Here is a 25,643-nt window from a genome sequence, read left to right on the forward strand (position 1 = left end):
TAGTAAAGAATGCCTAACAGTCAAAAGATTCGTCATTCGTTATCATCTGCGCAGTCTGGTATGTGGTTTGCGCAACAATTAGATCCGCTTAATCCAATTTATAATACTGGGGAATATGTAGAAATAAACGGAAATATTCATCAAGACATTTTTGAATTAGCTGTACGTAAAGTTGTAATGGAAACAGAAGCACTTCATGTTCGCTTCGAAGAGGATGAAATTGGCCCATGGCAAGTTATTGAAGAATCACAGTTTCATATGCATTTTATTGACGTTCGTAAAGAAGAAAATCCTGAAGAAGCTGCTAAAGTATGGATGAAAAATGATTTATCTATGCCAGTCGATTTGAAAAAAGATACTTTATTTACTGAAGCACTTATTCAAGTTGAAAATAATCGTTTCTTTTGGTATCAGCGCATCCATCACATTGTGATGGATGGCTATGGATTTTCACTTCTTAGCCAAAAGGTAGCGAATGAGTATACATCACTTATAGAAGAAACAAACAAGAATGAAAAACCATTTGGTTCTCTTGCAAAAGTCGTGCAAGAAGATATTGAGTATCGTGAGTCTAAACAATTTCAGGAAGATCGTATTTTTTGGTTAGAAAAGTATGCAGATGAACCAGAAGTTGTAAGTTTGGCAGAACGAGCACCGAGAACATCAAATGGATTTTCACGAGAAACAGCTTATTTATCTAGTTCTAGCACGAAAACTTTACTAGAAGATATCAATATTTCGTTAACAAGTTGGCCGGAATTCATTGTCGCTATAACAAGTATTTATATGCATAAATTAACAGGTGAAAATGATATTGTTTTAGGTTTACCGATGATGGGACGTCTAGGTTCTGTATCTATTCATACACCAAGTATGGTAATGAATTTAGTTCCACTTCGTATTACAGTAACTCCAAATATAACTCTTGCAGAATTATTGCAACAAGTTTCTAAAGAAATCCGAGATGTACGTCGCCATTATAAATACCGTCATGAGGAATTAAGAAGAGACTTAAAGTTACTAGGTGAAAATCAAAGGTTGTTTGGACCGTTAGTGAATGTTATGCCTTTTGATTACGGGCTTAACTTTGCTGGAAATCGTGGTATTACGCATAACTTATCAGCAGGACCTGTCGATGATTTATCAATAAATGTATATAAACGTTTTGATCAAAATGAGCTAATGATTCATTTTGATGCGAATCCCGAAGTATATAATGGCGCGGAGCTAGCATTGCATAAAGAAAGATTTATGAATCTATTTGAATTAGTAGTAAATAATTATGAGAAAAACGAGTCGATTGGAAAAATAAACATTACTCTGCCTGAAGAAAATCATAAAGTTTTATTGGAATGGAATGAAACGAAGGAAGACGATGAGTTAATCAGTCTGCCTATATCATTTGAAAAACAAGTGCAAAAAAATCCCAATAAACTAGCGATTACTTGTGACGGTGTAAACCTTACGTATAAAGAGCTAAATGAACGAGCGAATGAACTAGCACATTATTTAGTAGAAGAAGGAATACGACCAAACCAGTTTGTAGCTTTAGTATTCCCTAGATCAATAGAAATGGTAGTTAGTATGCTAGCAGTCTTAAAGGCTGGTGCAGCGTATTTACCAATAGATCCAGAATACCCAGCAGATAGAGTTACTTATATAGTAAATGATGCAAAACCAGTTTGTATCATAACACATTCATCTGTTTCATCTAAGTTAGTTATAGAAAAGGATATGAAAAAAATTGTATTAGATGACGAAGAAACGAAACTAGCGTTACATACATATTCTCGTATGAATATAGCATGTAAGAATGATGTATCACTGTTAAACCCAGCCTATACAATATATACTTCAGGCTCAACAGGAAACCCAAAAGGTGTAATTGTTCCTATGAGAGGTTTAAGTAACTTTTTAATGGCTATGCAACAAAAGTTTTCATTAAATGAAAATGATCATTTATTAGCAGTTACAACGTTTGCATTTGATATTTCTGCACTAGAAATTTATTTACCTCTTATTAGTGGTGCAAGTTTAACAATTGCGCAAAAAGAAGACATACAAGAGCCTTCTGCATTAACGACACTTTTACATGAAGAAAGAGTGACCATTATGCAGGCTACACCGACGCTTTGGCAGGCGTTAGTAACTGATTATCCAGAGAAGCTACAAGGGCTAAGCATACTTGTTGGTGGTGAAGCTCTTCCAGCGCATTTAGCAAATAAATTACGAGAATTAGGTTGCTCAATAACTAATTTATATGGACCAACTGAAACGACGATTTGGTCTACTTTCATGAACATTGATGAAGGTGAAAAGGGTATACCTCCTATTGGAAAACCAATTTGCAATACAGAAGTGTATGTATTGGATGCAGGGTTACAACCAGTTCCACCTGGAGCTATTGGTGAATTATATATTGCAGGGGAAGGACTTGCAAGCGGATATTTAGGAAAACCTGAGTTAACAGCTGAACGGTTTGTTGCAAATCCTTATGGAGAATCAGGGAAGCGCATGTACCGTACAGGAGATCTTGTGAAATGGCGTAGTGATGGTGCGTTAGAGTACATTAGTCGCGCAGATCATCAAATTAAAATTCGTGGATTCCGAATTGAATTAGCTGAAATTGAAACGGTATTACAACGACATAAAAATATTCAACAAGCGGTAGTAATGGTACGAGAAGATCGTGCAAATGATAAACGCATCATTGCGTATATCGTTGCAGAAGAAAAGGAACCGATTAATCTTTCAGAAATTCGTTCTTATGTTTCAGAAAGTTTAGCGAATTACATGATACCATCAGCATTTGTTGTGCTAGAAGAATTACCATTAACGCCAAATGGTAAGGTGGATAGAAAGAAATTACCTGCTCCTGATTTTAATGGAATGAACAATGAGAGAGTTGCTAGAAATCCGAAAGAAGAAATATTATGTGATTTATTTGCAGAAGTACTTGGTGTCTCTCGAATTAGCATTGATGATAATTTCTTTGAAATGGGTGGACATTCACTTCTCGCATCTCGTTTAATGGCTAGAATTCGTGAAACGTTAAGTGTGGAATTAGGAATTGGGAAACTATTTGAATCACCAACTGTTGCCGAACTGGCGAAACAATTAAACGATGCAAAAAGTGCAAGACCAGCTATTCAGAAAGCAAGTAGGCCAAATGAAGTTCCACTTTCATTTGCACAGCGCAGGTTATGGTTCTTAAATTGTTTAGAAGGTCCAAGTCCTACTTATAATATTCCGCTAGTCATTCGTATGAATGGAATATTGAATCGGGAAGCATTACAAGGTGCTTTTTATGATGTAGTTGAGAAACATGAAACACTTAGAACAATTTTCCCTAACGTATTAGGTAGTTCCTATCAGAAAATTTTAGATATGGAAAACTTAAATCTAGAAATGGTTATAACTAATACATGTAAAGATGAATTAGAAAGTGTACTTTCAGAGGCGGTAAGATATAGCTTTAACCTCGATTTTGAGCCGGCAGTTCGTTTACAACTTTTTACAGTGAGTGAAAACGAACATGTATTATTAATTCTATTACATCATATTGTAGGTGATGGCTGGTCATTACAGCCGTTAACGAGAGATTTTACAGCGGCGTATAAAGCGCGATGTCAAGGGGACAGAATTCAGCTGGAGTCACTTCCAGTTCAATACGCAGATTATGCACTTTGGCAACAGCAATTGCTAGGTGATGAAACGACACCAGAGAGTCTTATTTCAACACAATTAGATTTTTGGAAAGAAGAACTTAAAGGTTTACCAGACCAAATGGAGTTACCTACAGATTTCCAGCGTCCAATTGAGACGAGTTACCGCGGGGAAACAATTCATTTTCATATAGATGAAGGTATGCATAGTAGGTTAGTAGAGCTTGCACGTGAGAATGGAGTTAGTTTGTTTATGGTATTGCAAGCAGGGCTTAGTGCACTATTTACAAGATTAGGTGCAGGCACTGATATACCCATTGGAAGTCCGATTGCTGGAAGAAATGATGATGTACTTTCAGATATTGTTGGTTTATTTGTAAATACATTAGTGTTACGTACAAATACTTCAGGAGATCCAAGTTTTAAAGAATTATTAAATAGAGTGAAGCAGGTAAACCTTGCAGCTTATGAAAATCAAGATGTTCCATTTGAAAGGCTTGTTGAAGTATTAAATCCAGTACGTACTCGAAACAGCCACCCGTTGTTTCAAGTTATGTTAGCTTTTCAAAATACACCAGAAGCAACGTTTCATGTACCAGATTTAGAAGCGAGCCTTGAAATTCAAAGCGTCGGTTCTGCAAAATTTGATTTAACATTTGAAATTAGTGAGAATAACGGAGTTGATGGTACTCCGAACGGTTTACATGGATTACTAGAGTTTAGTACCGATTTATATAAACGTGAAACGGTTCAAAAACTAATAGAACGATTCATTTTGTTATTAGATGATGCAGCTACAAATCCGGATCGATCAATTGGCACATTAGAAATATTAGCTGTAGCAGAGAAAAATACAGTGTTAGAAAAGTGGAATGGTGGTTTTCAAATTGCACCAGAAATGACATTGCCACAATTGTTTGAAAAGCAGGTTCATATAAATCCAAATTCTATTGCTGTTGTCTTTGAAGATAAGAAATTAACTTATGAAGAGTTAAATAGAAAAGCAAATAAAATAGCTCGATTCCTAATAGCAAAAGGGATTGGTCCTGATCAACTCGTTGCTTTAGCGATGCCAAGATCATTAAACATGGTTGTAAGCTTATTAGCTGTTCTTAAAGCTGGTGCTGGATACCTTCCGTTAGATCCAGATTACCCAGCAGACCGTATTTCATTTATGCTACACGATGCGAAACCATCACGTGTTTTAACGAATTCAGAAGTGGAAATTGAATGTGATGAGGCACTAAAAGTTTTAGTTGATGATGTGAAAGTACTAGCAGAAGTTGAGAAATATAGTGAAGAAAATATTGATGAAGTGGAACGAATTAAGCCATTATCTCCATCACATATTGCTTACGTTATTTATACGTCAGGCTCAACGGGTAGACCGAAAGGCGTTATGATACCTCATCAAAATGTAGTAAGACTTTTAGGAGCAACTGATCATTGGTTCCAGTTTGACGGAAACGATGTTTGGACGATGTTCCATTCATACGCTTTTGATTTCTCGGTTTGGGAAATTTGGGGACCTTTATTATACGGAGGGCGTTTAGTTGTAGTTCCACATACTGTAAGTCGCTCGCCGAAAGAATTTTTACAGCTTCTTGTTAAAGAAAAGGTTACGGTTTTAAACCAAACTCCATCAGCGTTCTATCAATTGATGCAAGCAGATCGTGAAAATGAAGAGATCGGCCAAAAATTATCTTTACGATATGTTGTTTTTGGAGGAGAAGCACTTGAGCTAAGTCGCTTAGAAGATTGGTATAGTCGACATCCTCATAACGCACCAAAGCTTATTAATATGTACGGTATTACGGAGACGACAGTGCATGTTAGTTATATTGAATTAGATGAAACTATCGTCTCTTTACGAGCAAATAGTTTAATTGGGTGCAGTATACCTGACCTTAAAGTGTATGTGTTAGACAACTATTTACAACCAGTCCCACCTGGAGTAGTTGGAGAAATGTATGTTGCAGGTGCAGGACTTGCGCGTGGATATTTAGGAAGAGCAGGATTAACGGCTGAACGCTTTATCGCAGATCCATTTAGCAAGCCAGGTACAAGAATGTATCGTACAGGAGACTTAGCTCGCTGGCGTAATGATGGGACGCTAGATTATATAGGACGTGCAGATCATCAAATCAAAATTCGTGGATTCCGAATTGAATTAGGAGAAATAGAAGCAGTCATAATGAAGCACCCTAAAGTTGAGCAAGTAGCCGTTATTGTACGTGAAGATCAACTAGGGGATAAACGGTTAGTTTCTTATATCGTTGCATCAAATAATGAAGCAATTGATACGAATGAAATGCGTCAGTTTGCTAGTGGTAGTTTACCAGATTATATGGTTCCATACGCTTTTGTAGTAGTAAATGAGTTACCTTTAACTCCAAACGGTAAATTAGATAGAAAGGCATTGCCAGCTCCAGAATTTATCGCATCATCTTCTAGTCGTGGTCCAAGAACACCGCAAGAAGAAATGTTATGTGACTTGTTTACAGAAGTGCTAAGTGTACCTCAAATTGGAATTGATGACGGATTCTTTGATCTTGGTGGTCATTCACTCCTTGCAGTGCAGCTTATGAGCCGCATGAAAGAGGCGCTTGGAGTGGAACTAAACATTGGTACTTTATTTGCAGCACCGACTGTTGCAGGGTTAGCTGAAAGACTTGAGATGGGGAATGGTCAAAGTGCACTTGATGTGTTGCTTCCATTACGAGCAAGCGGGGATCAATTACCACTATTTTGTGTACATCCAGCAGGTGGATTAAGTTGGTGCTATGCAGGACTTATGAAATCTTTAGGAACAGATTATCCAATCTATGGTGTACAAGCACGTGGTATTGCTAAAAATGAAGAACTTCCAAAAAGTTTAGAGGAGATGGCGGCGGATTACTTGAAACATGTTCGTGAAGTACAGCCTTATGGACCATATCGTTTATTAGGTTGGTCGCTTGGAGGAAATGTTGTGCATGCAATGGCGGCGCAACTACAAAATGAAGGGGAAGAAGTAGAATTACTCGTTATGCTTGATTCTTATCCTGGACACTTCTTACCAAATACGGAAGCGCCTACTGAAGAGGAAGCGTTAATTGCATTACTTGCTTTAGGCGGATATGATCCAGATAACATGGATGGTAAACCCCTTACAATGGAAAGTGCAGTTGAAATCCTTCGTAAAGATGGAAGTGCATTAGCAAGTCTTGAAGAAGAGACTATATTGAACTTGAAAGAAACATATGTAAATTCAGTAGGGTTGTTAGGGAAATATGTACCGAAAGTTTATAACGGAGATATCTTATTCTTTAGATCTACTGTTATACCAGACTGGTTTGATCCTATTTCTCCAAATACGTGGCTAAATTATTTAGACGGGCAAATTGTGCAGCACGATATTGATTGTAGACATAAAGATCTATGTCAGCCAGGTCCACTTACGGAAATTGGGCAAGTATTAGCGAAATATTTGCAGAATAAGAAAGGGGTAAGTAGAGTATGACGAATCCATTTGAAAATGATAATTACACATATAAAGTATTAATAAATGAGGAGGGCCAGTATTCTCTCTGGCCTGCTTTTCTCGATGTACCTATTGGCTGGAATGTCGTATATGAAGAAGCTAGTAGGCAGAGCTGCTTAGAATATGTTGAATATAACTGGAAAGATTTGAATCCACAAGGTAATCAAGTTCGCGAAAAAACATTAGTAGGAAAACGATAATGAAAGAAAAACTAAATCCAAAAGTAGTTGTAAGTATCGTTTATATAACTGCGATGTTTATGGCTGCGATGGACGCAACGATTGTAAATGTAGCACTGCAAACGATAAGTAGGGAACTACAAGTACCTGCATCTGCAATGGGGACGGTGAATGTTGGGTATTTAGTTAGTTTAGCTGTTTTCCTTCCGATTTCTGGTTGGTTAGGAGATCGTTTTGGTACGAAAAGAGTATTTTTAATTGCTCTTTTCGTATTTACAATTGCCTCTGCTTTATGCGGAATGGCTAACGATATTACTTCATTGAATATTTTCCGTATCATCCAAGGTGCTGGTGGAGGGCTTTTAACACCGGTCGGAATGGCGATGTTATTCCGAACATTTTCACCAGAGGAAAGACCGAAGATTTCCCGGTTCATTGTACTGCCAATTGCTGTAGCACCAGCAGTTGGTCCTATCATCGGTGGTTTCTTTGTAGATCAAATGTCTTGGCGTTGGGTATTTTATATTAATCTACCGTTTGGAATCGTTGCATTGCTCTTTGGACTTCTATTTTTAGCAGAGCATGTTGAAAAATCAGCTGGTCGCTTTGATTCGCTCGGCTTTATTTTATCAGCACCAGGATTTGCGATGCTCATATATGCGCTCAGCCAGGGACCATCAAAAGGGTGGATTTCTCCAGAAATTATGAGTACTGGGATAGCTGGGGGTGTATTCATTACATTGTTTATAATCGTAGAACTGAAAGTAAAGCAACCGATGTTAGATTTACGTTTATTAAAAGAACCAGTCTTTAGAAAGATGAGCCTTATATCATTATTTTCATCAGCTGGTTTACTAGGAATGTTATTTGTTTTTCCACTTATGTATCAAAATGTGATAGGAGTTTCCGCGCTGGAATCAGGACTTACGACATTTCCAGAGGCGATTGGATTAATGATTTCTTCACAAATTGTGCCATGGTCATATAAGAAATTAGGAGCTCGAAAGGTAATTTCTATTGGATTAATTTGTACCGTGGTTATCTTTGTTTTATTAAGTTTTGTAAATCACGATACGAATCCGTGGCAAATCCGCGCATTATTGTTTGGTATCGGTATTTTCTTAGGTCAATCTGTCGGTGCGGTTCAATTTTCTGCCTTTAACAATATCACGCCGCCTTCTATGGGGAGAGCTACTACTATATTCAATGTGCAAAATCGATTAGGTTCAGCAATAGGAGTAGCTGTTTTAGCTAGTATACTAGCTGGTTTTGGAAGTAATAACGCTCAATCCGATTTTTTACCATATCAAGCAGCATTAATTGGATCAGCAATATTTTTGCTCATAGCACTACTATTTTCTTTACGTATTTCCGATAAAGAGGTAATGTCAAAGAAGAAAGAAAAAACATTATCTGTATCAGAAAAAGAGAAAGTACTTGTCAATGAATAACAATATACGCATGCTTTCTTATGAAAATTGATATTCGTTGAATAAAGGAGAGTTTACATGATAGAAAGTAAAGTTGTAGATTCTATTCCAACTTTGAATGAGAATGATTGTCAAATATGGTGGGCAAGAATTTCGGATTTACAATCATGGCATTACAATTTACTAAATGATATAGAGCGAGAGAAAGCAAATTCGTATCATCATTCGGCAGATCGAGCTCGTTTTATAATAGGTTGCGTAGTAAGTAGATTAGTTCTCGGTAAGATACTTTCTATGTCACCAGTCCAAGTACCAATTGATCGAATGTGCTCAGTATGTAAAGTGCAGCATGGAAGACCACAATTACCAGAAGGTATGCCGCAATTATCCGTTTCGCATTCAGGTGAGTGGGTTGTCGTTGCTTTTACAAAATCTGCACCTGTTGGCATAGATGTAGAACAAATGAATCCAAATGTAGATGTTATGAAAATGGCAGAAGGTGTATTAACAGACATTGAAATAGCGCAAGTTATGAAACTGCCAAATGAACAGAAAATAGAAGGATTTTTAACATATTGGACTCGAAAAGAAGCGGTGCTGAAAGCGACAGGTGAAGGACTAATGATTCCGCCAGTACATATTACAGTATCAGCTCCAAATGATCCTCCAAACTTGTTGGTTTTTAAGGATAGACAAGAGTTATTAAATAATACAATGATGGAAGATGTAAAGCCTAGTTTAGATTATAGGGCCTCTGTTGCAATATTCAGTAAGGAAGTAACTGAAATTACGCAATTAGATGCGGCAGCACTTTTAAATCTTAAATAAAAAAATTATAGAAGAGGTGTTCCTCATGTTAGTAGCGGAAAATAGAAAGAATGAATTCACTTATAACGTACAAGCAATTAAAAATATTTTATTTTCTGGAGATACATCATCCATTCATGCTTTAGAAAAGCTTTTAAATGATACAGTTCAGTTTGATGTTCTTGAACAAGAGGCACTTGGTAGACAGTACATTCCGAAAGAAGCAAAGAATTTCTTTGATAAAGATGGAACATTTCTTTACCGTGTATCTAATGTTAGTTATAAAGGCAAGGTGTTATCTGAAAATCTAATTTTTGCAGACACTTCGTTTTTACCGGACGCAATAAAGAGTGAATTAGAGAGTGGAAATATTCCTGTTGAAAAGCTTATAGAAAAGATGGAAGTAAGAAGAAATGTATTATATGAAGGATATCAGCCATCTGGAAATATTATTGAATTGTTTGATGGATGTTCTGTTACAGCGAATGTGTATCCAACTAGAAAGTATCAAATTGTAAGTAAATGCAAATGTGTATTTTATATTTGTGAAGTGTATCATGCAGAGAATATAAAGCAATTGCTTAAATAAAAACAAGAAACCAGCCTATAAAATGGCTGGTTTCTTGTTTATTTAACAGCTTCTTTTAATTCTTTACCTGCTTTAAATGCAGGAACTTTACCAGCGGCGATTTGAATTTCTTCGCCAGTTTGCGGATTACGTCCTGTACGAGCAGATCTTTCGCGCACTTCAAAAGTTCCAAAACCGATTAGTTGAACTTTATCTCCAGATTGTAATGCATTAGCAATTGTGTCAAATACGGATTGTACAGCTGCAGAAGCGTCCTTTTGAGAAATATCAGCTGATTGAGCTACGTTTTTAATTAATTCTGTTTTGTTCATGTTTTCACCTCATAAAAAAATTTTTGGAATGAATGTTTTAGTATAATAGATAGTAAAGATAAAGCTATCACTATGATTAGATAGAATACTATATAATTATGTTAATTTCGTTGCAAGAGACTGAATCCCTTCTATTATTTAGGGATTAATTAAGAATCGATGCATATAAAAAGCTTTAATATGAGGATGAGGGGGAGTATATGAATGATTTTTCGTGAAAAAAATGAGAAGGAAAGTATATTAATTCGTCAACATGATCATGGTTTTTTAGCTGGAGAGATTGCAAAACATATAAAAGAAGACTTTTTTGAAAGTAAAACATATTTAAAAGAAACAGTTGATGCAATATATGAGCATGACAGAGGATGGATAGAGCTTGATAAAGTACCAATTTTGAATGATGCTAAAAATATTCCATATACATTTATGGATTGTCCAAGCCCATTACGTTTTGTTTTTTATACGATTGGTTTGAATGAAATTGAAAATTCTAATCCATACGGGGCATTGCTTTGTAGTAAACATTTTTTATCATTTCCACTAAACGAGGAAGATGAAGAGATGATGTCATTTTATAAACATGAATTAGAACGACAAAAAAGAATCTTGAAAACGTTAACAAAGGAACAGTTTGCGATGTTCGATAAACATTATAGATTATTAAAGTTTTGTGATGAACTTTCTTTATACGTATGTATGAATAAGCCTGGTGTCAAAAAGAAAGATGAAATTGACTTATTTAAAGATGGTTTTGAAGGAACAGAAATCTTTAATAGTAAAGAGGAGAAACTTATTCAAGCTGAATGGGTGGACGAGGAAACGATTCGGATTACACCATTTCCATTTCAAACGGAATTTTATACGTATGTAAAATATAAAACGATAAATAAGCATGAAATGAAAGAAAAAGGGATTGCAAAGGCTGATAGAGAATCAGAAATGAAGAAACAAACCATTCGTTTCATACAATAAGGAGGTAATATAAGTTGAAAGATTATATATTAAAACAGTGTGATTACCATGCTTGGGCTAATACTAGATTATTCAATCGATTAAAAGAGTTACCAAACCATGAGACGATTTTTAATGAGCAGATACAGAGTGTATTCCCATCCATTAAGGATACTTTTGTGCATATTTATATTACAGATCAAGTGTGGTTACATATATTGCATGGTAAAAGTATGAATGAAGCAATACAAGACCGAGAAGATTTACGAAAACAAATTGAAACTAAATCGTTACATGAATTAGAAAAAATGTTTGAAAACATGGCAAATCAATATAAAGAGTTTTTAATTACAATACAAGATGTGAATGCTGTATTTGTTATTGAGAATCCATATGTAGGGAAATTAGAAACTTCGATTTTAGAATTAGTGCAACATGTCGTAAATCATGGTACATATCATAGAGGAAATATAACAGCGATGATCCGTCAACTTGGTCATTCGTCAACAATGATGGATTTTGTACTGTATTTACATATGGTTAAAAAGCAGGGAGAGTAATATAGTTTGTAAAAAGGAGAGGCTTTAATTGTAGAAGTCTCTCCTTCTATTTTATCCGGCATTAATGGTAGATCGACTGATTAAAATTTTACTTTATTTATTAAGAAGCTTTATTTTCTTGTAATTGCTTAGCGTATTGTACAGCCTTATATGCATTGACTCTACCGTTTTTCCAGTACGTACCTGTACCACTAATTTTATCAGTAGTAGACTCAATAATTTGGCGGATTTGTGTATTGCTATATCCTTGATTTGCTAAAAGAGCTGCGACTCCTGCAACATGAGGTGTTGCCATAGATGTACCACTTAATGATTGATACGTACTTCCTTTATATGTTGAATATATATTTGAACCTGGTGCTGCAACATCTACCCAGCTACCATAAGTAGAGAATGAAGATTTTCTATCTGATTGATCTGTAGAAGCAACTGCAATTACTTCGCTGTAATAAGCAGGGTAATTAGCTTTTGTATTTCCAGCATTTCCAGCAGCTGCAACTATAACAGAGCCTTTATTCCATGCATATTGAACGGCTTGTTGTAATGCAGTACCACCATTTGGAGCTCCTAAACTTAAACTAATTACTTTTGCACCCGAATCAGCAGCTTCTCGAATACCTTGCGCTACAGCATCAAGAGTACCACTTCCTTGATTATCTAATACGCGGACAGCATAAATTGAAGTTTGTGGGGCAACACCAGCAATTCCGACGCTGTTATTCGTAAGTGCTCCAGTAATTCCAGCGCAATGTGTACCATGACCATTACCATCATCAGATGTATTGTCGTTATCAACATAATCATGCCCGTAAATTACTTTCGAAGCCAGATCAGGGTGTGAGCCTTGAACTCCTGTATCAATAATAGCTACTTTTACACCAGGATCACTTCGTTGGCTATCCCAAGCTTGTGGAGCTTGAATCTTTTGTAATCCATATTGATTATTAAAATATGGGTCGTTTGGAGTCCAAAAGGCGTGAACGTAATAATTCGGTTCTGCATATTCCACATCTGGATTATTTTTATAACTCTTTATTTTTTCTTTTACAGTACCTTTTGAAAATTGTACGACTTCAAAACCTAACTTATCATCTTTAGATAAGACATTAGCTCCGACAGATTTATGAAAAGATTGCACATTACTTAAAGATGCATTTTGTTTGAACTTAACGATTAATTGGTTAGGAACGTAATCAGTAGATGATGTTTCAGCACTTGAAGTATTCGTGTTAAAGAAGAAACCACCAATAATAAATGATAAAACAGATAGGAAAACAATGATTTTGTTTTTCAAAAGATTTTTCCTCCCTTTTCTTGGATGAGTTTTTCAGCGACACTTTAATGTCGCATTCCTTTTCAACTATATAGTTAGACCATACGATTTATGACATTTATGTGAAAAACTTTTGGAGGAATAAAAAGGAGTAAATATTGATATAAATATATTTTTAATGATAGTAATTAAGTAAAAGAGGGGATGAAAAAAGGAATGCTCATCATGTATGAGTCATTCCTTTTTTCATAGATTAACTTGCCTGTTTTTTATTATTTTCTTTCAATTTCTCTGCTTGTAAAAAACGATTCGTTTCAGCAACAACAATACTACTTAATCCAATTAGACCAATCAAGTTTGGAATTGCCATAAGTCCATTTGCAATATCAGCAAATGTCCATACGATTCCTAGCTTTAAATTAGCACCAATTGCAATCATGACAATAAAGATTGCTTTATAATATTTAACTGCACTTTCTCCGAATAAATAAGCTACACATTTTTCTCCATAATACGACCAACCTAAAATAGTAGAGTAGGCAAATAAAATAATTGCGATACCGAGAATCATACTACCAGCAGTACCAAATACAGATTGGAATGCAAGTGTTGTAGCTTCAACGCCAGTTTTACCAGATTTCCAAGCGCCTGTAGTGATTAATACTAGTCCTGTAATTGTACATACAATAAACGTATCTAGAAAAGTACCAGTCATTGAAACTAAAGCTTGCTTTGCAGGCGAATCAGTTTTTGCAGCCGCAGCAGCAATTGGTGCACTCCCTAAACCAGCTTCGTTCGCAAATACACCACGTGCCATTCCGATTTGGATAGCGGATGCAACTGTTGCCCCGATAAAACCACCAGCAGCTGCTGTACCATTAAATGCACCAGAAAAAATAAGTGAAAATGCTTCTGGAATTTGGTCGTAGTGATAGAAAATAATGATAAGACCAGCAATTATATAAAAGAAAGCTTTAATAGGAACGACATATCCCGTCACTTTCCCGATTTTTTTTACACCGCCTAAAATAACAATTGCGATTAAAAATGACATTACTATACCAGTTAAAGCAGGAGGGAAAGAGAAATTAATTCGCATTGCCTCTGCAACTGAATTAGATTGCACCATATTACCAATACCGAAAGAAGCAGTTGTACCAAATATAGCGAATAATATAGCAAGCCATTTCTTACCTAAACCACGCTCTAAATAATACATTGGTCCACCTGAATATTCACCATTTTCATTACTAACACGGTATTTCACTGCAAGTATTGCCTCTGCATACTTTGTTGCCATACCGAATAAAGCGGTAATCCACATCCAAAATATTGCACCAGGACCACCAATTGTAACAGCTGTTGCAACACCGGCTATATTTCCCATACCAATCGTTGCGGCCATAGCTGTCATAAGTGCTTGGAAGTGACTAATATCTCCAGAAGAAGAGGCATCTTCTGATTTTTTAAATGCTAGTTTGTGAGCGTATAATAGTTTACTAAACTGTAAACCTTTTAAACGCACTGTGAGAATGATACCTGTTCCAACGAGTAGCAACAAAGTTGGTAATCCCCACACGTATTGATTCAGTTGTTCTAATACTTTACTTACTGTCTCCATCTTTATTCTCCTTTTTTAGAAAAAATAAAAACCACTTCAAGTAAATGAAATGGTCTCTGGAGAAACAAGGGATAGAAAAATAAACCGATACAATCGGCTTTTTCTTTCGCTTGTCTCTGTCCTTTTACCTGAGAGATTATCCGCTAAAGTAGCGGATTTGCTCCTTCGGTGCTCGTTTTCCTCCGCGCTCTATGAAAGCGAGAGGGAGTCTCTCCAGAGATTCGTCCCCATGCAGTTCTACTTGTAACCAAGACCTGAGAGTTTCAAAGTTGGTATAACAACTTTTTGCCCCGTCGGTAGATCAATAGACCTTCTCCTGAATGGTTCATCCGAATTATAAAATTTATAAACACATTGATTGTAAATCAATAAAAACATTATAGACATACAAATTGTGAATTGCAATCATTTTTTATTTTAAAATAGTAAATAGTTTTATTTTTTTGTAAGTCCTAATTTATCTTCAACTTCATTTAAAGTAGATAAAGCGATGACAATATGTTGATCCGCAAGTCCTAAAGCTTGTTTTGTTTTTTCAATAGTTTCATTTGTTGGAGTAGAGTTATTTGCTCCGTCTATAATTAAATTTGCTGCATTTTTCATGAAATTTGATGCGGATTTAAACTGAGTTGTGAATTGAAGTAGTTGTTTTTGTATATCTATATCTGTTATGTTTTCTTCAATTTTAAGCGTGTCTATTTCGTTCATAATTGTTTCGTACTGTTTGGAAACAGCACTCATTGTAACTAATAGTTTATTTCGATCTACTGAATCTCCATTCGTGTTAATCTCTTCCCAGGCAGGTAACCAATCTTTTTCGATGATGTCATTATAATGAGTAGTCAATTCATTAATTTTAGGTTGTAATTTCGTTTTGAAAGTTTTTGTCTCCGCTGTTTCTACAGTTGCTTTTTCGCTGTTATTATTAACATTAGTAACGTAGAAAATTGTACCAAAAATGATGAAAATAGAAATAACAACTGTCCATTTAGTAAAAAGTAATTTCTGCAATATGTAACGCCTCCAAAATTTAAAAACTTATAATTATAATATATAACAATAATGTTGTTTAAAGTAGAGAAAATAGGTTAGAAATAATTTAAATTATGTCTTTTCTATACGTGAATAATTAAATTTAGTAAAATGATGAAAGTTATATGCGAGAAAAGAGGGTTTTTAGTGAAAATGAATAGAAGAAAACTGGTTTTAAGTATTTCAATGGCTATGTTATTAGTTGGTTTATTTGCACTCATATATGTAGACAAAGAATCTAAAATTAAAGATTTTCCAGTGCCAATGTCAGCAATCCATATTAACGATGATAAGGAAGAGGACTATCAATATATAAGTGTAATGCCTATTACAAAGGCAAATGGATGGGAGAACTTAGGGGAAAACGGGCATACTGTTAGTTTTAAAAAAGAGGAGCGGAAGGTAACTGTATTACATTATCCAGGAGAAATTACGTATTATTTATTTGAAAAATAATTGATGATAAGAGAGATAGGGAGTAGATGATAATGTAGGATTGTTTACTTTCTATCTTTTTCGGATTTTAATTCTGAATTGTTTGAATTTAAAATAGTATGCGTATAGAATAAAATAGTATATTTTATTGAATGATATAAATAGTAATACATAATTATATTATGTAAACTATAACTGGGATAAGAAAACAAAGTAAGAGATTTTAATTTTTATATTTTAGATGTATTTTTACACGGTAAGTATTCTCGTAATCAACTTACAACATTTACGGAGGGCATCAAATTTTGATTAAGTAATGGAGTTGATAACAAAAAAATTAATGTTTGTGTATATGGAAAAATAGAAAGTATGGCAAGTGGGAAATGGATTGGATCATAAGGGGGAATTAAAAATGTTACTAAAAACAATCTACTGTAAGGTGGAAGAAGAGAAAAAGGAATTGTTTTCAAATGCGCAAGAAAAATGGAGTGATATACGGCATCTAGATGGTTTTCATGGACAATTTGGTGGATGGTATGAAGATGAGGCATGTGTATTTACTTTATGGGAAGATAGAAGTACATATCAATCATTTATGAATGGTGCTCACGATACAATTTATGTAAATAGTAATCAAGAGGATACGTTTCTTTCGTGTGAAATTGAATTATTTCAAACGTTGTATGATATAACTGATACGCATTTGAAAGACGTTGTTACAGAAGGATCATTCGTAAGAGTTGCTATATGTGATGTAAAGGTGGAAAAGGAAAAGTATTTTTTACATAAGCAAGAAACAATTTGGAATAAAGGAATGGAAAAAGCAAAAGGAATGTTAGGTGGAGTAGTTGGGAAGTCTTTAAAAAATGAAAATCGTTACATAGTGTTAACGTATTGGAAAGATGAACAGACGCATCAACATTATGTGGAAGAGATTTTCCCAGATTTATATAAATTAGCTAATATTCATGAGGATATAGAAGAGATAAAAGGAAAACAAGCTGTATGTAAGGAAGAATGGCTTGTATATTAAACGCTGAAAAAGTGTATAAATGAATGTATAATAAAGATATTTTCTTATAAACAAGTAATTAATAGAAGACGTTATATACCCTTTCATGTTAATATATTTAAGTTATAATAGGAGGCTTACCCTTTTGTATTGTACGGTAGAAGCAGTGTGAGCTTGAAATTTTTTTAGAAAAGGATGTGCCTAATTTGCGTATCAATAAATTTATTAGTGAAGCTGGAAAAGCGTCTCGACGTGGAGCGGATAAACTAATTAATGAGAGAAGAGTAATTATTAACGGTAAGGTTGCAAAAATTGGTGACCAAGTGAACCCAGGTGATGATGTACGAGTAAATGGAGAGCAGCTTCGAATTGCTCGAGATCACGTATATATCGCTTTAAATAAACCAGTAGGTATTACATGTACGAGTGAAAAATCAGTAAAAGGTAATATTATCGATTTAGTGAATCATCCTTTAAGAATTAGTCACATTGGACGTCTTGATAAAGACTCTGACGGTTTAATTTTGTTAACGAATGATGGCGATATTGTTAATGAGATTTTACGTGCTGAAAACAAACATGAGAAAGAATATATCGTTTCAGTAGATAAGCCGATTACACCTGATTTCTTAGAGAAAATGGCAGCGGGTGTTAAAATTTTAGGAACAAAAACGCTTCCTTGTGAGATTACACAGTTATCAAAATATGAGTTCCAAATTATTTTAACACAAGGGCTAAATCGCCAAATTCGCCGTATGTGTGAAGCTTTAGGTTATCAAGTATACACGTTAAAACGTACAAGAATTATGAATATCGAATTGAATAATTTACCAGTTGGGCAGTGGAGAGATTTAACGAAGAAAGAGAAAAGACGTCTATTTGCAGACTTAAATTACGAACCACAAGATTGGTAAAATTGTGAAGTGAAACCAAAAAAATTTGGTTTCACTTTTTTAAATTAAATAAATAATTTTTTTAAACACTTGCAAAAATAAAATGAATAAGATATATTAAATAACAATAAATGGATGTTTTACAAAAAGCAAAGAAAAGGACATGAGTTATTTTACCCGGTTATACAGAGAAGGAAGGAAAGCTGAGAACTTCCTAACGCAGAAAAATAACTTACCACCTTAGAGCTGCACTAGGGAAATTAAGTATCTAGTGCCGTGTATGCGGCGTTATCGCAAAAGAAGCCATTATGTTTTTTGTGATGGGAATCTGGGTGGAACCACGGATATAAGCATATTCGTCCCTATATTTAGGGATGAATATGCTTTTTTGCATTCAATTTCATAATAAGCGAAGAAAAGGACACGAGTTATTTTACCCGGTTATACAGAGAAGGAAGGAAAGCTGAGAACTTCCTAACGCAGAAAAATAACTTACCACCTTAGAGCTGCACTGGGGAAATTAAGTATCTAGTGCCGTATAAACGACGTTACCGTAAAAGAAGCCATTGTTTGTTTACAATGGGAATCTGGGTGGAACCACGGGTAAAAGCACGCTCGTCCCTATTTTAGGGATGAGTGTGCTTTTTATTATGAAATGGAGAGATGAAAAATGAAAGAACAAATGATTGAAATTAAATTTCCAGATGGTAGCGTTAAAGAATTTGTAAATGGAGTTACTTTAGAAGAAATTGCTGGATCCATTAGCAGTAGTTTGAAAAAGAAAGCAGTCGCGGGGAAAGTAAATGATGGATTATATGATTTACGCCGAAATATTGAAGAAAATGCGGAAGTGGAAATCATTACTATAGATTCAAATGAAGGGGTAGAAATTGCAAGACACTCCGCGGCACATATTTTAGCGCAAGCTGTAAAAAGATTGTATGGTGATATAAATCTTGGAGTAGGACCTGTTATTGAAAATGGATTTTATTATGATATGGATCTTCCAAGTAGTGTAAACATAGAAGATTTACGGAAAATCGAAAAAGAAATGAAAAAGATCATAAATGAAAATATAAAGATAGAACGAGTTGAGGTTTCTCGAGAAGAAGCAGCTAAACTGTTTCAAGAAATGAACGACCGCTTGAAATTAGAACTTTTAGAAGCAATTCCTAGTGGGGAAAGTGTAACACTATATAAACAAGGTGAATTTGTAGATTTATGTAGAGGACCACATTTACCATCTACAGGTTATTTGAAAGCATTTCAATTAACTCACGTTTCCGGTGCATATTGGCGAGGTGATAGTAATAACCAAGTGCTTCAGCGCATATATGGTGTTGCATTCTCTTCTCAAAAAGAATTAGAAGAGTATTTACATTTCGTTGAAGAAGCAGCAAAAAGAAATCATCGTAAGTTAGGCAGTGAGCTTGAGTTATTTATGTTTTCTGAAGAGGCTCCGGGAATGCCGTTTTATTTACCGAAAGGACAAATGATTCGTAACGAATTGGAAGCATTTTTAAGAGAAATTCAAAAAGAGTACAATTATCAAGAAGTACGCACTCCGTTCATGATGAACCAAGAAGTATGGGAGAGATCAGGGCACTGGGGACATTATAAAGATAATATGTATTTCTCTGAAGTAGATAATAAAAGTTTTGCATTAAAACCGATGAACTGTCCAGGACACATGCTTATGTTTAAAAATAAATTGCATTCTTATCGTGAATTACCGATTCGTATGTGTGAATTTGGTCAAGTACATCGTCATGAATTTAGTGGTGCGTTAAACGGATTATTAAGAGTACGTACTTTCTGCCAAGATGATGCACATTTATTTGTAACTCCAAAACAAATTGAAGATGAAATCAAATCCGTAATGGCGCAAATTGATTACGTATATAAAACTTTTGGATTCGAGTATGAAGTAGAGCTTTCTACTCGTCCAGAAGATTCAATGGGTGATGATAAATTATGGGAGCAAGCAGAAGCGGCATTAGAAAATGTATTACAATCGCTAAATTATAAATATAGACTAAATGAAGGTGATGGCGCATTTTACGGGCCGAAAATTGATTTTCATATTAAAGATGCTTTAAATAGAAGTCACCAGTGCGGAACAATCCAGCTTGATTTCCAAATGCCAGAGAAATTTGATTTAAATTATATAGATGAAAATAATGAAAAGAAAAGACCAGTTGTTATTCACAGGGCAGTTTTAGGGTCATTAGATCGCTTTTTAGCAATATTAATTGAGCACTTTGGAGGTGCGTTCCCGGCATGGGTGGCACCAGTTCAAGTGAAAGTAATTCCAGTTTCAAATGCAGTACATGAACAATATGCCAATGAGATTGCACATAAATTAGCACAAGCTGGAGTTCGTGTTGAACAAGATGCACGAGATGAAAAATTAGGATATAAAATAAGAGAAGCACAAATGCAAAAAGTACCGTATGTTCTTGTTATTGGGGATAAGGAAATGGAAAACGGAGCTGTAAATGTACGTAAATATGGGGAAGAGAAGTCAGAAGTTATTGCGCTAGATGTATTTGTGGCAAGTATTGAAGAAGAAATAAAGAATAGAAAATATTGATTGTAAAGAAAACACACTATTAGAAATTAGTGTGTTTTCTTTTTTATCTTACAAAAATGTAAGGTAAATGTAAGCGAAATCGAGGGAACGAGTTGTAGAAAAATGAGAATATGAAGTAGGAAAAAGGTTCATGTTACAGGTGTAACTCTTTTTAAATGAATAATTAAAAAATTCTTAAGGATTCACATGACAAAATAATAAGAAATATGTGAGAAATTAATTTTATACAAAAGGGATGGAGTGAAAGAGATGTCAACAAATGTAGTTACTGTAGAAAGTGTAGAAAAAACGTATGGGAAAAGAAATGAGAATCAGTCAAAAGCATTAAGGGGTGTATCGTTAAGTATTAAAGAAGGAGAATTTGTCGGGATCATGGGACCTTCTGGGTCTGGAAAAACGACTTTACTTAATGTGATAAGTACACTTGACCAAGCGACAGGTGGTAGTGTGACGATAGCTGGTACAAATATTACTTCTATGAAGGGCAATGCGTTATCTGATTTTCGCTCTCAAAAATTAGGTTTCATTTTTCAAGATTTTAATCTTCTAGAAAACTTATCAATTTATGAAAATATAGCTTTACCACTTTCTTTGCAAGGCGTACCGTCAAGTGAGATTACTGGAAAGGTAAATGACGTTGCGAAGAAATTAGGCATCACCGAAATTTTAACAAAATATCCGACGGCTGTTTCTGGAGGACAAAAGCAAAGAACAGCGGCGGCCAGAGCTTTAGTACATAATCCAGCAATTGTATTAGCAGATGAACCGACAGGTGCGCTTGATAGTAAAAACGCAAAAAGTTTATTAGAAGCGATGCAAGATTTACATGAAAATCACAATGTAAGTATTTTGATGGTTACACACGATGCATTTAGTGCAAGTTATTGTGAGCGTATTTTATTTATTCAAGATGGTCTTCTTTATAAAGAATTAAATCGTCAAGGCACTAGAGAGAATTTCTATCAAGACATTTTAGGTGTGCTCGCTCATATGGGCTCAGCTGCTGAGTCTAAGTAGGGGGCGAAACTATGTTATTTAAATTATCACGTCATAGTATGAAAAAAATGTTAAAAGATTATATGGTTTTACTTATTGGCCTCGTTATTAGCATTAGTATTTTTTACATGTTCCAAACGATGGCGATGAATAGTGAATTTACGAAGGATAATAGTCTTATTAGTAGTATTAGACTCGTATTCTGGGTAGGTGCAATATTATTATCTTTCATTACTGTATTTTATATTATATATGCCAACTCTTTCTTGCTCACATTGAGAAGAAAAGAACTCGGTATGTACATGATGCTTGGTGCAAAAAAGAAAAAAGTAGCACAGTTATTATTTATTGAAACATTCGGTATGGGGATTGTCAGTATTATTATCGGTATTTTAGTAGGGATGTTACTTGCAAGTGTAGCAGGAAACTTTTTAATGAATGGAATGGAAATTTCAGCAAAAGGTAGTTATGCATCTGTATACACACCAGCAATTTTAGTTACAGCTATTTTCTTCTTAATACTATTTTTCATTACTGGCTTAATGAACAGTGTCCGATTGTTACGTAAAACTGAACTAGAGTTAATTCGTGAAGATGAAACACTAGATGAAGTGAAGAAAAGTAAAACTCGCATTATAATAATGACAGTACTTGGTGTATTACTAGTAAGTACAGGGTACTATTTTATGATCAATGTAAAAATATATGCTGAATTAGGTTTTATTATAGCGACCATCGTTACAACACTTGGAACATATTTTATCTTTAGTTCATTACTCCCATTTTTTGTGATGAAAATTAAGGGGAATAAAAAACGAAATGAAACTGGTCTAAATAGTTTTACATATGCACAGCTACGCTTTCGAGTAAATAGTTTATCGAGAGTATTAGGTACTGTAGCGATGTTAATTGCATTAGGGGCAGGTGCGATGACGGCAGGTATGGCTTTCCAAAAAAATGTAGGTATTATGACAGACTTTTCTCGTGTATATGATGTTGTAATTCATGATCCGAATGATCAAGACAAAGCTGCCTTGAAAGAAATGGAAATTGTTGAAGAAAGCAAGTACAAATATAAAGTAGATGGAGAAGCGGTTTATTATTTACGTAACGACTTAACTGCGAAACCACCACTTGTTTCAGACCATTTTGATACAAAAACGTTAAAAGAACCTGTTCGTAAACGTGTGACTGAACCTTTAACAGAACCTGTATATTCAGCTTTAGAGGCTCCTGAATTAGCAAAATTCCCTCGTATGCCAAAGGATTGGGAAGACGCAGTTGTAAGAGAGATACAAATTACGCATAATCAATTTAACGGAAAACCAGTAAGAATTGCAGACGAAGAGCATTATAAAGGAATTCAAGGAACAGAACACACTGTAACATTAGCAAAAGTAGATGATATGAAAAAATATAAACCGTTATTGATCGAAATAGACAAGAGACAAAAAGCACAAATTGAAAAAGCAACAGGTGAAAAGGTAGACTTATTTACGAAAATGACAATTTATCAGTTTATGAACAGCTTCATGAGCGGAACAATGTTTATGGGATTTTTCCTCGGAATTGCCTTTTTAGCAATGATGGCGAGTTCCCTTATGTTCAAAATATTAACAGGTGCTTCTCGTGATGTACGCCGTTATGAAATGTTACGAAAAATCGGTGTAAGACGTAGCATGTTAACGAAAAGTATATATAAAGAAATTTCATATTTATTTATCTTCCCAGCGATCATTGGCATTTCTCACGTTTTAGTAGGGCTTAACTTATTCAGCTTTATATTAGTTGACCCGTTTGTAAAAGTGTGGGTGCCAATAGGAATTTTCTTAGTCATTTATTTCATTTATTACTGGATAACTGTTCAACTTTATAAAGGTATGGTAATGCCGAAAGAAGAGGTAGCTAAATAGTTTATGAAAAGAGTCCTTGTGTTGAGAATAAGGGCTCTTTTTTTATGTTTTTTATTAAGAAGGAAAAGATTGGATAATGGTCGAAAAATATAATGTAACTTCCAATAAATGACTAAAACAATACTATTTTGTCGAGAGAAAGGATACGAAGTATGAAAGAAATGCTACAGTTATTTCGCAACAAAGTGTATGCACGTTTTTTTCTAGCAAATATTTTAGAGCGACTCGGTTCTATGATTGCTGGAATTTCTTTAATGTTTTATTTGCTAGATCAATACGGAAAACAACCAGTTTACGCAACGATGACACAAATTATGATTGCATTACCTGCATTAATCTTTTTTCTATTAGTAGGGACAGTAGTGAATCGTTTTGATAGACAACGTATATGTACAGTAAGTAACATATGTTGTTCGCTCTGTAATATTGGAATCCTAATTTCGCTTTATTACGGGATGATTATACTTGTCTTTATATTTTTATTTTTGGAAAATGCATGTATACAATTTTTCTCTCCATCAGAACAATCGATGATACAGGGAGTAGTTGAATCAGACCAATACGGTGCAGCAGCGGGTATTAATCAAATGGTAAATAGTTTGTATGCTTTGTTTGGTGTAGGAATTGCAACGATGGTGTACTGGACTTTTGGAATTTATGGGAGCATTTTAGTAAATACACTTACTTTTATTACGAGTGGTATTTTGATTCAAACGATCTCCATTCCAGAAAAAGTTCGTTTACCAAATGGTAGAACAAAATGGAAAGAAGTTAATTTGAAGATGTTAATAACAGAGTTTAAAGAAGGGATTAGGTATATATACCAAAATGAAACTTTAAAAAAATTACTTTTGGGATTTATCGTGTTTGGTTGATTATTTTTTGTTACGTGTTTATTCCAAGCTATTTTACTAAGTGGGAAAAAGCGAATTCAAGGTATGGTTGAAGATGTTTGTTTTTTCTGAATATTCTTTTTTAAAGGGGTAATAGTTATGTTGATGCGAACTGCTAAGTGGTGTGGGATTACTTGTTTACAATTATTCGCTGCAATTCTATGTATAATCTGTTTAGGTGCGCTCCCTCGATTATTTAAGGGATTACAAATTGATTTAATTGGTTTTTGGAACACGATTGTGTTTATTGGAGGAAAGTTACTCCAACCTTGGGAAATTACATATGGATTTCGAGATTCGAGGAAATTATTTCCGCAAATATGGATTCATTATTTAGAGACAATGTTTGTATTTATTTCGGCATTTTTACTGTCATTACTTATTGCGTATGTTCTCGTTGTGTGGGTATTACAACGGTCTCAATCAAAGCAACGAATGTGGAATGGGATTTTTGTTGTACTTGAAAGCATCCCAGATATTTTAATAATTTTATTATCGCAACTTCTAGTCGTAATAATCTTTCAAAAGACAGGCTTTATGCCAGTAAAACTAGCGGGGATTGGGGAGGAAAGGGCTCGCCTATTGCCAATAATATGTCTAACTTTGCCTACAACACTATTATTTATTAAGCTACTACTATTACGTTTCAGAGAAGAATTAGAGAAAGATTATAGTATATTTGCTAAAAGTAAAGGGCTTAGTTTACGACATATTTTAACAAATCATATTTCAAGAAATGTTTTGTTAACAACAATCTATTATGCAAAAACAAATATTTTATTTATGTTATCAAATTTATATATTATTGAATGGATATTTAATACGTACGGTATGTTTGTTTTTGTAAAAGAAAATTCGAAATTAGAAATATTTACAGTAAGTTTAATTATATTATACGTACCGCTTTTTATACTATTTCGTTTATTACATACGTTTTTACAAAATGTAATAAAGGAGCGTGTTTAGC

18 protein-coding genes, 1 pseudogene, 1 riboswitch and 2 other annotated features are annotated in these 25,643 nt (G+C 34.6%); of the genes and pseudogenes, 15 read left to right on the forward strand and 4 right to left on the reverse strand.

The annotated features are described in order from the left end of the window. Positions 1-9: 9 nt before the first annotated feature. From ACTFP3_RS07990 to ACTFP3_RS08010, 5 genes are read left to right on the forward strand one after another with little or no spacing between them, the layout of a single operon-like run. Entirely contained in the window at positions 10-7,167 is a 7,158-nt protein-coding gene (locus tag ACTFP3_RS07990) for an amino acid adenylation domain-containing protein (RefSeq protein ID WP_440009919.1), read from the forward strand. Further along, complete coding sequence (locus ACTFP3_RS07995) at positions 7,164-7,388, forward strand: MbtH family protein (RefSeq protein ID WP_000184059.1); 225 nt, start codon at positions 7,164-7,166, stop codon at positions 7,386-7,388. The genes ACTFP3_RS07990 and ACTFP3_RS07995 overlap by 4 nt, the downstream gene beginning before the upstream one ends. Next, positions 7,388-8,818 carry an MDR family MFS transporter gene (locus ACTFP3_RS08000; protein ID WP_163093469.1) on the forward strand — a complete coding sequence of 477 codons (1,431 nt, stop codon included), beginning with the start codon at positions 7,388-7,390 and terminating at the stop codon, positions 8,816-8,818. Before ACTFP3_RS07995 ends, ACTFP3_RS08000 begins: the two co-directional genes overlap by 1 nt. 57 nt (positions 8,819-8,875) lie before the next feature. Next, positions 8,876-9,625 (forward strand): 4'-phosphopantetheinyl transferase Sfp, encoded by a 750-nt coding sequence (gene sfp, locus ACTFP3_RS08005; protein ID WP_025709703.1) that lies wholly within the window; start codon positions 8,876-8,878, stop codon positions 9,623-9,625. A gap of 25 nt (positions 9,626-9,650) precedes the next feature. After that, positions 9,651-10,193 (forward strand): hypothetical protein, encoded by a 543-nt coding sequence (locus ACTFP3_RS08010; protein ID WP_000959125.1) that lies wholly within the window; start codon positions 9,651-9,653, stop codon positions 10,191-10,193. A gap of 38 nt (positions 10,194-10,231) precedes the next feature. On the opposite strand, the gene ACTFP3_RS08015 is transcribed toward ACTFP3_RS08010, so the two are convergent. Next, the gene (locus tag ACTFP3_RS08015; protein WP_001043905.1) at positions 10,232-10,504 is read right to left on the reverse strand and encodes an HU family DNA-binding protein; all 273 of its coding nucleotides are present in this window, start codon (positions 10,502-10,504) and stop codon (positions 10,232-10,234) included. Between the two features lie 204 nt (positions 10,505-10,708). Between ACTFP3_RS08015 and ACTFP3_RS08020 the strand changes: the two genes are divergently transcribed. Both ACTFP3_RS08020 and ACTFP3_RS08025 read left to right on the forward strand, forming a co-directional pair. Continuing rightward, the gene (locus tag ACTFP3_RS08020) at positions 10,709-11,476 is read left to right on the forward strand and encodes a DUF3891 family protein (protein WP_290102461.1); all 768 of its coding nucleotides are present in this window, start codon (positions 10,709-10,711) and stop codon (positions 11,474-11,476) included. 14 nt (positions 11,477-11,490) lie between these two features. After that, positions 11,491-12,015, forward strand: coding sequence for a DinB family protein (locus tag ACTFP3_RS08025; protein WP_440009924.1), 525 nt, complete (start codon positions 11,491-11,493; stop codon positions 12,013-12,015). A 100-nt stretch (positions 12,016-12,115) separates the two neighbouring features. On the opposite strand, the gene ACTFP3_RS08030 is transcribed toward ACTFP3_RS08025, so the two are convergent. The 3 genes from ACTFP3_RS08030 to ACTFP3_RS08040 form a co-directional block, all read right to left on the reverse strand. Next, positions 12,116-13,309, reverse strand: coding sequence for a S8 family peptidase (locus ACTFP3_RS08030; RefSeq protein WP_000790937.1), 1,194 nt, complete (start codon positions 13,307-13,309; stop codon positions 12,116-12,118). A gap of 232 nt (positions 13,310-13,541) precedes the next feature. Next, positions 13,542-14,909, reverse strand: coding sequence for an alanine/glycine:cation symporter family protein (locus tag ACTFP3_RS08035; RefSeq protein WP_000451035.1), 1,368 nt, complete (start codon positions 14,907-14,909; stop codon positions 13,542-13,544). A 106-nt stretch (positions 14,910-15,015) separates the two neighbouring features. Beyond that, a riboswitch (glycine riboswitch) is annotated at positions 15,016-15,136 on the reverse strand. A gap of 208 nt (positions 15,137-15,344) precedes the next feature. Then, positions 15,345-15,920 carry a hypothetical protein gene (locus tag ACTFP3_RS08040; RefSeq protein WP_001170892.1) on the reverse strand — a complete coding sequence of 192 codons (576 nt, stop codon included), beginning with the start codon at positions 15,918-15,920 and terminating at the stop codon, positions 15,345-15,347. Positions 15,921-16,052: 132 nt separating this feature from the next. Between ACTFP3_RS08040 and ACTFP3_RS08045 the strand changes: the two genes are divergently transcribed. The 8 genes and pseudogenes from ACTFP3_RS08045 (at position 16,053) to ACTFP3_RS08080 (ending at position 25,642) form a co-directional block, all read left to right on the forward strand. Further along, entirely contained in the window at positions 16,053-16,397 is a 345-nt protein-coding gene (locus tag ACTFP3_RS08045) for a hypothetical protein (RefSeq protein WP_284996219.1), read from the forward strand. Between the two features lie 391 nt (positions 16,398-16,788). Further along, a complete protein-coding gene (locus ACTFP3_RS08050; protein ID WP_440009928.1) occupies positions 16,789-17,409 on the forward strand; it encodes a DUF4937 domain-containing protein in 621 nt (206 codons plus the stop codon). A gap of 185 nt (positions 17,410-17,594) precedes the next feature. Further along, on the forward strand, positions 17,595-18,302 hold the full coding sequence (gene rluF, locus ACTFP3_RS08055) for a 23S rRNA pseudouridine(2604) synthase RluF (RefSeq protein WP_001222170.1): 708 nt from the start codon (positions 17,595-17,597) through the stop codon (positions 18,300-18,302). 122 nt (positions 18,303-18,424) lie between these two features. Further along, positions 18,425-18,648: a binding site (T-box leader), on the forward strand. Positions 18,649-18,684: 36 nt separating this feature from the next. Continuing rightward, positions 18,685-18,907: a binding site (T-box leader), on the forward strand. 44 nt (positions 18,908-18,951) lie between these two features. Further along, positions 18,952-20,874 (forward strand): threonine--tRNA ligase, encoded by a 1,923-nt coding sequence (thrS, locus tag ACTFP3_RS08060; RefSeq protein ID WP_124749454.1) that lies wholly within the window; start codon positions 18,952-18,954, stop codon positions 20,872-20,874. Between the two features lie 249 nt (positions 20,875-21,123). After that, positions 21,124-21,891, forward strand: coding sequence for an ABC transporter ATP-binding protein (locus ACTFP3_RS08065; RefSeq protein ID WP_000106426.1), 768 nt, complete (start codon positions 21,124-21,126; stop codon positions 21,889-21,891). An 11-nt stretch (positions 21,892-21,902) separates the two neighbouring features. After that, on the forward strand, positions 21,903-23,783 hold the full coding sequence (locus ACTFP3_RS08070) for an FtsX-like permease family protein (RefSeq protein WP_049107700.1): 1,881 nt from the start codon (positions 21,903-21,905) through the stop codon (positions 23,781-23,783). 143 nt (positions 23,784-23,926) lie between these two features. After that, a pseudogene (locus ACTFP3_RS08075) lies at positions 23,927-24,655 on the forward strand (MFS transporter); the annotation flags it as partial. A gap of 120 nt (positions 24,656-24,775) precedes the next feature. After that, positions 24,776-25,642, forward strand: coding sequence for an ABC transporter permease subunit (locus tag ACTFP3_RS08080; protein WP_000929104.1), 867 nt, complete (start codon positions 24,776-24,778; stop codon positions 25,640-25,642). Position 25,643: the final 1 nt, after the last annotated feature.

Source organism: Bacillus cereus group sp. MYBK5-2, from assembly GCF_051915685.1.
GTDB lineage: Bacteria > Bacillota > Bacilli > Bacillales > Bacillaceae_G > Bacillus_A > Bacillus_A cereus.